The sequence below is a fragment of the Raoultella sp. genome (assembly GCF_039594335.1).
GTDB lineage: Bacteria > Pseudomonadota > Gammaproteobacteria > Enterobacterales > Enterobacteriaceae > Klebsiella.
This window is the reverse complement of the sequence record NZ_JBCNNS010000177.1, coordinates 1-6,976: the sequence shown is the minus strand read 5'-3', so window position 1 is coordinate 6,976 and position 6,976 is coordinate 1. Positions and strand designations below refer to the sequence as shown.

Genomic DNA, 6,976 nt, shown 5'->3' with positions numbered 1-6,976 from the left:
CATCAATAATGATGCTCTGGCCACCCATTTCGCTGGCGTCAAAGGAGATGTCTTCAATCAGACGCTCCAGTACGGTGTGCAGGCGACGTGCGCCGATGTTTTCGGTGGTTTCGTTAACCTGCCATGCCGCCTGCGCAATACGCTTGATGCCATCTTCCGCAAACTCGATGTTGACGCCTTCGGTTGCCATCAACGCTTTATACTGAACGGTGATGGAAGCGTTCGGCTCGGTCAGGATGCGCTCGAAATCTTCCGTCGTCAGCGCTTTCAGCTCGACGCGAATTGGCAGACGACCCTGCAGTTCCGGGATCAGGTCAGACGGGCTGGCCACCTGGAATGCGCCAGAGGCGATAAACAGAATGTGGTCGGTTTTCACCATGCCATGCTTGGTCGACACCGTGCAGCCTTCGACCAGCGGCAGCAGATCGCGCTGCACGCCTTCGCGAGAGACATCCGGACCGGAGCTGTTGCCGCCGCGCTTACAGATTTTGTCGATCTCGTCGATAAACACGATACCGTGCTGTTCTACGGCATCGATGGCATCCTGTTTGAGCTCTTCCGGGTTGACCAGCTTCGCCGCTTCTTCTTCAATCAGCAGCTTCATTGCGTCTTTGATTTTCAACTTGCGCGGTTTTTGCTTCTGGCCGCCCAGGTTCTGGAACATCGACTGCAGCTGGCTGGTCATCTCTTCCATGCCTGGAGGGGACATGATTTCCACGCCCATCGGTGCAGCGGCGAGATCGATCTCGATTTCTTTGTCGTCGAGCTGGCCTTCACGCAGCTTTTTGCGGAATGCCTGACGTGCAGCAGACGGTTCCTGAGACTGTTCAGCCTGTCCCCAGTTGTTTTTTGCCGGCGGGATCAGCACATCAAGAATGCGCTCTTCCGCCAGTTCTTCCGCACGGTAGCGGTTTTTATCGATGGACTGCATGCGGATCATTTTGATCGCCGCATCGGTCAGGTCGCGGATAATTGAATCCACTTCTTTCCCGACATAGCCCACTTCGGTGAATTTTGTGGCTTCTACTTTGATGAACGGCGCGTTGGCCAGTTTCGCCAGACGACGGGCAATTTCCGTTTTACCCACACCGGTTGGACCGATCATCAGAATGTTTTTCGGCGTGACTTCGTGGCGCAGCTCCTCGTTCAGCTGCATGCGGCGCCAGCGGTTACGCAGCGCGATAGCGACAGAACGCTTTGCCGCGTCCTGACCGATAATATGTTTGTCGAGTTCGCTGACAATTTCGCGTGGGGTCATTTCAGACATGGGAGATCCTTACGCTTTAGAGGCTAATTCTTCGATGGTGTGGAAATGGTTGGTATAAATGCAGATATCACCTGCAATGTTCAACGCCTTCTCTGCGATATCGCGTGCGCTCATCTCGGTATTTTCCAGCAGAGCGCGGGCAGCGGCCTGAGCGTAGGGACCACCGGAACCGATAGCAATCAGGTCGTTTTCTGGCTGCACCACGTCACCGTTACCGGTGATGATTAGCGAAGCGTTTTCATCCGCCACGGCCAGCAGAGCTTCCAGTTTGCGCAGCATACGATCGGTACGCCAGTCTTTCGCCAGTTCGACAGCAGCTTTGACCAGGTGGCCCTGATGCATTTCCAGTTTACGTTCAAACAGTTCAAACAGCGTGAAGGCGTCGGCAGTGCCGCCAGCGAAGCCGGCGATCACTTTGTCGTTGTAGAGACGACGCACTTTTTTCACGTTACCTTTCATGACGGTATTGCCAAGCGTGGCCTGGCCATCACCGGCAATAACCACATGGCCGTTACGGCGAACACTAACTATTGTTGTCACGAGCAGACCCCTTGGTTACAAAAACGGAATAGGGGCCCCGCGGTTCACGCGGGGCAGAATGCAATTATAGATGGGGGGGATTTTTAGGGTTTCAACCCCTGGCGGCGAGACGAATGCAGTTTGCGTGTCCGGCCATCTTCAGGCGAGTAATCATATCGTTGGCGCTCTCCTTGCCTTTCAGCGGCCCAATCACCACACGATTCCAGCCATTGTTGGTGGTAATGTGTGAGGAGAAGCCTTCAAACGCCAGCTGCGCCCGAACGGTTTCCGCCTGCTCTGCGCCTTTAAAGGAGCCACACTGAATCATCCAGCTACGATCGTCTTTCTTTTCCGCCGCCGCTTTCGGCGCTTCTTCAACGCGAGTGACTGGCGCAGCCGCCTGGGTCTTAGGCTGCGCGGTGGTATGCGCAGGCGTCTGCAGCAGATCCTGGTACGGCTGAGTCGAGGCGGTTTGTTTCGGCTGCTGTACCGGCTTTGGCTGCTGGTACGGCTGCTCAGCAACGCGCTGCTGTGCGCGCGGCTGTTGTTGTACTGGCGCCTGCTGCTGGGTTTGCGCCCATTGTTGTTGAGCCTGCTGTTGTTGTACCTGCTGCTGCGCCAGACGCTGACGCTGTAGCGTTTGCTGGCGCTGAGCCGGGGTTTGTTCGTTCCATGGTACCTCGGTCAGCTGGGTCGGCTGCTGGCGCATATCCGCCTGCATCTGTGCCAGCAGCTGACGCTGTTCATTGGTTAACTGCTCGGGTTTCATCACTTCCCCGCCAGCCGTCGGTTCAGTCGGCGCACGTACGCCTGGCTGCCGACTTTCGAGCTCTTTAATATAGCGCCAGCGCTCTTCCGGTTTCGGCGGAAGGCCATTACCTGCCACCTGACGGTTTTGCAGCGCTTCCGCTTCTTCTTTTTTATGGTGCGTGATGAAATACAGCCCACCGATAAAGGCCACCAGCACTGCCGCCGCGATTGCAACCATAGTTGGTGAAACCGGAAGGCCGCTCTGTTTATTCCTTGAGCTTCGGGTATTACCCTTTTTGCGCCGCGAAGAAGCCGGTTGGCTGCGGCGTACATAATCTCGTTGTGCCACTATCGTTTCGCTGTTTTATTCGTTCGTCGGTCCGCCATGTTACTTAAGCGGCGGGCCTTTGACCAGAAGAGCAGGCCCGAAAGCCTGATGGTTATGCTCTGATTTTGCGTGTACTGCCGCGAACGATCAGTTCGCAGTCCAGCAATCGTGAACCGCTGTTCACATTGTGACCATGTAACTGATCCAGTAACAGGAGCATTGCTTCGCGGCCAATATCAAAGCGCGGTTGCGCAACGGTCGTCAATGGCGGATCGCAAAATTCGGACAAAGAGATATTATCGAAACCGACAATAGACAGGTCGTCAGGTATCTTCAGGCCCCGTCGTTTGGCCAGCGACAGCGCCCCCAGCGCCATGATATCGCTATGGCAGAAGACCGCGGTTGGTGGCACCGGTAGCGCCAGAAGCTGTTCCAGCGCGCTGGCCCCTGCTTCATAAGTAAAGTTACCGCGAGCGATATAGTGCGGATCGATGGTGATCCCGCTACGGCGCAGCGCCTGCACGTAGCCCTGGAGGCGATAGTGGCAGAGCGGCATCTCTTCCGGGCCGGCGATACAGCCAATACGCTGGTGGCCCAGTTCGTGCAGATAATTCACGGCATTAAAGGCGGCGGTGAGGTTATCAATGTGAACCGTGGGCAGCTCCAGCTCCGGTGCAAATTCATTCGCCATCACCATCGGCGGCAGATTACGCTGTTCTTCAACGCCTGCGTCAAACGGCAGGCGGGAGCCCAGTAACAACATACCGTCGATCTGCTTGGTAATTATCAGGTCGATAAAAGTCTTTTCCTGCCGGTTCTGGTGGGCGCAGTCGCCAATCAGCACCAGATATCCCTGTTCCGCAGCGGTAATCTCAATACCCCGGATAATCTCGCTGAAAAAGGGATCGCAAATATCCGGTACGATGACCAGAATCGTACGCGACTCGTTACGTTTCATATTGCGTCCGAGCGACTGCGGCAAATAGCCGACTTCAAGCGCCGCCTGTTCCACCCGGTTACGGGTAGTCTGGGAAACCTTATCGGGATTCATTAACGCTCGGGACACCGTTGCCGTTGAAACGTTTGCCTTCAGGGCGACATCTTTCATTGTGGCGGCAACCACCTGTTTTTTGGGCTTCACCTGTTTTCTCCTCGCTCGCTGGCGCAGACACTTCCCTTGTGTACTGACATCAGCAACATTTTTAGCAGATAGTCGATGTAGAGAGTTACAGAATTTTCATGAAAAACGTGATGGTTGTTGAATTTTTTCGATCCGTCTCGCAAGAGAAGGCTTAACCTTCAATAGGATCGACGTCCAGAACCCATTTTACCTTGCGCGCTTCCGGCAGCGTATTGATCAAGGCGAGCGTACCGCTGACGATATGCTGCAAGCGAACGCGCGAAGGGTGCTGAAGCAGAATTTGCCAGCGCCAGCGGCCCCCGCGTTTGGGCGCTAGCGCCGGAACCGGGCCCAGCACCCACAGTTTGTCATCGGCCAGCGGGCTGGCCTGCAGTAAATTACGCAACTGCTGCAGGAACAGCGGTGCCTGCTGGTTGTTATGATCTTCGGCACGAATCAGGACGTGGCTGGTCCACGGTGGCAGTTGCATAGTCTGTCTTTCGGCCAGCGCCTGTTCGGCAAAGGCGTCATAGCCTTTATACAACAGCGTTTGCAGCAGCGGATGTTCCGGGTGGTGGGTTTGCAAAATCACCTCGCCCTGTTTACCCGCGCGTCCGGCACGGCCAGAGACCTGGGTATAGAGCTGAGCGAAGCGCTCGGCCGAGCGGAAATCGGCGGAAAACAGCGCGCCATCGACATCCAGCAGCGACACTAGGGTAACGTCCGGGAAATGATGACCTTTGGCCAGCATTTGGGTGCCGATCAGGATGCGTGCACCACCGCGATGGATATCGGAGAGGTGCTGTTCGAGTGCACCTTTACGGCTGGTGGTATCCCGGTCGACACGAGAGACGGGCACGCCGGGAAACAGCGGTGCCAGCGCCTGCTCCAGCTGCTCGGTACCCAGCCCGACCGGCACCAGATGCGTTGAGCCGCAGAAGGGGCACTGCCGCGGGATCGGTCGCTGGCTGTCACAGTGGTGGCAGCGTAAATGATGCTGTGCCTGATGCAGGGTGTAGTAGCTGTCGCAGCGCGGACACTCTGCTATCCAGCCGCAGTCATGGCACAGCAGCGCCGGCGCGAAACCGCGACGGTTCAAAAACAGAATCACCTGATTATCGGCCTGCAAATGCTGGCGCATGCGGCCAATCAACGCCGGGGAGAGTCCCGCCTGCAATGGCTGTCCTTTGAGGTCCAGTACGTGCTGTTGCGCCGGGCGGGCGTTACCTGCACGCTTTGTCAGCTTCAGCTGGCGATATTTCCCCTGGCGGACATTGTATAACGTCTCCAGCGCCGGGGTTGCCGAGCCAAGAATAATCGGGATTTGCTCGCTATGGGCACGCCAGACCGCCAGGTCGCGGGCGTGATAGCGCCAGCCTTCCTGTTGTTTATAGGAGCTGTCGTGCTCTTCATCGATAACGATCACGCCCAGGTTTTTGAATGGCGTGAACAGCGAGGAACGCGTGCCGATGACGATGGCCGCTTCGCCGTTTTTGGCCTTCAGCCACGCGGAAAGACGTTCGCTGTCGTTAAGGCCGGAGTGCAGGACTTCAACCGGCGCGTTAAAACGCTGACGGAAACGGGCGATGGTTTGCGGCGTCAGGCCAATTTCCGGCACCATCACCAGCGCCTGTCGGCCTTGCGCCAGCACGTTTTCCAGCACGCTGAGGTAAACTTCCGTTTTCCCTGAGCCGGTAATTCCCGCAAGCAGCCAGGTTGAAAAACGGTCTGATGCGCTGTGAATCGCCCCGACGGCCGTGGCCTGCTCGGTGTTGAGGCGCAGCCGTTCTCCGGGTACAGCGAAGTGGGTTCGCCAGTCGGTGAGGGCGGGCGCTTCGCTTGCCAGCTCGCAAAGCCCTTTCCCCCGCAGAGCCTGCAGCGCCGCATCGTTAAACTCCAGTTCCGCAACCTGATGACGCCAGATCTTCCCCTGACGCAACGCGGCCAGAGCCTGCTGCTGTTTCGGCGAGCGTTTGAGGCTATTGATATCGACCGCCTGGCCCTGCTCGGTAGCGAACCAGTACCACTGTGGCGCGGCGCTGGCTGGTTTCCCCTGGCGAAGCATGATCGGCAGGGCGTGGAACAGCACATCGCCGATGGGATGGTGATAGTAGTCGGCCGCCCACAGCAGCAGCCGCCAGACGACAGAAGAGAATACCGGTTCGGCATCCAGCATGTCGATGACCGGCTTGAGCTCATCCAGCGGCAGCTCGCTGCGTTCGCTGATGGCGGTTACAATCCCGATACGCTCTTGTTTACCGAACGGTACGCGCACGCGACAGCCTGCTTTGACCGGCATTCCTTCAGGTAGCAGGTAGTCAAAGGTGCGGGGCAGCGGGACGGGCAGGGCAACGTGGGCGACGGGCATGTCATCTTCCTGACTTGAAATCTGGCCGGTTAGTATACACATTGTGATAAGGGCTCGCGGATCAGTTTGCATATGCTGGTCAAATTCTGTATGATTCGCCGCCTTTGGTGCGCTTCGTGTAGCATCAGAATCTATTACCCGGGGATTTCGTTTAGCGGGATTGCGCCGGGAAATTATTAACATCGCGTGGTGTCTGGCGTTAGGGCTGGAAGAGCGACGCGGCCTTAACTGAGGTTCTCCCATGAAAAAAGATATTCACCCGAAATACGAAGAAATTACTGCTTCTTGCTCTTGCGGTAATGTCATGAAAATCCGTTCTACCGTAGGTCACGACCTGAACCTCGACGTGTGCGGTAAATGCCACCCGTTTTACACTGGCAAGCAGCGTGATGTTGCGACCGGTGGCCGCGTTGACCGCTTCAACAAGCGCTTCAGCGTTCCAGGCACCAGCAAGTAAGTTGCCGGAAGAAAAAGCCGCCCACGGGCGGCTTTTTTTGTTGTCACCCCTAAACCACCTCCTATGGGGGTGGTGATCGTTCATGTGGGGCTTTGCCCGTAGAATGCCCATGCGAAATACTGCCCCGGTTTGTTACCAGCAAATCAAGGAGTAAATAGCATGAGCAG

Annotated in this window: 6 protein-coding genes; 1 reads left to right on the top strand and 5 read right to left on the bottom strand. The window is 56.7% G+C overall.

Annotated features, from left to right (window positions below):
- The 5 genes from hslU to priA form a co-directional block, all read right to left on the bottom strand.
- Positions 1–1,267: HslU--HslV peptidase ATPase subunit (gene hslU / locus ACZAHD_RS20475; RefSeq protein ID WP_462458389.1), on the bottom strand; the 1,267-nt coding region annotated here is incomplete at its 3' end.
- A gap of 9 nt (positions 1,268–1,276) precedes the next feature.
- Positions 1,277–1,807: an ATP-dependent protease subunit HslV gene (gene hslV, locus ACZAHD_RS20470; protein ID WP_462458388.1), complete on the bottom strand. Its 531-nt coding sequence runs from the start codon at positions 1,805–1,807 to the stop codon at positions 1,277–1,279.
- A gap of 91 nt (positions 1,808–1,898) precedes the next feature.
- Positions 1,899–2,885 (bottom strand): cell division protein FtsN, encoded by a 987-nt coding sequence (ftsN, locus tag ACZAHD_RS20465; RefSeq protein WP_462458387.1) that lies wholly within the window; start codon positions 2,883–2,885, stop codon positions 1,899–1,901.
- A 91-nt stretch (positions 2,886–2,976) separates the two neighbouring features.
- Positions 2,977–4,005, bottom strand: coding sequence for a DNA-binding transcriptional regulator CytR (cytR, locus tag ACZAHD_RS20460; protein WP_462458386.1), 1,029 nt, complete (start codon positions 4,003–4,005; stop codon positions 2,977–2,979).
- A 151-nt stretch (positions 4,006–4,156) separates the two neighbouring features.
- Entirely contained in the window at positions 4,157–6,352 is a 2,196-nt protein-coding gene (gene priA, locus ACZAHD_RS20455; RefSeq protein WP_462458385.1) for a primosomal protein N', read from the bottom strand.
- A gap of 241 nt (positions 6,353–6,593) precedes the next feature.
- Here priA and rpmE point away from each other — a divergent pair, with 241 nt between their 5' ends.
- Positions 6,594–6,809, top strand: coding sequence for a 50S ribosomal protein L31 (gene rpmE / locus ACZAHD_RS20450; RefSeq protein ID WP_004869403.1), 216 nt, complete (start codon positions 6,594–6,596; stop codon positions 6,807–6,809).
- Positions 6,810–6,976 lie beyond the last annotated feature (167 nt).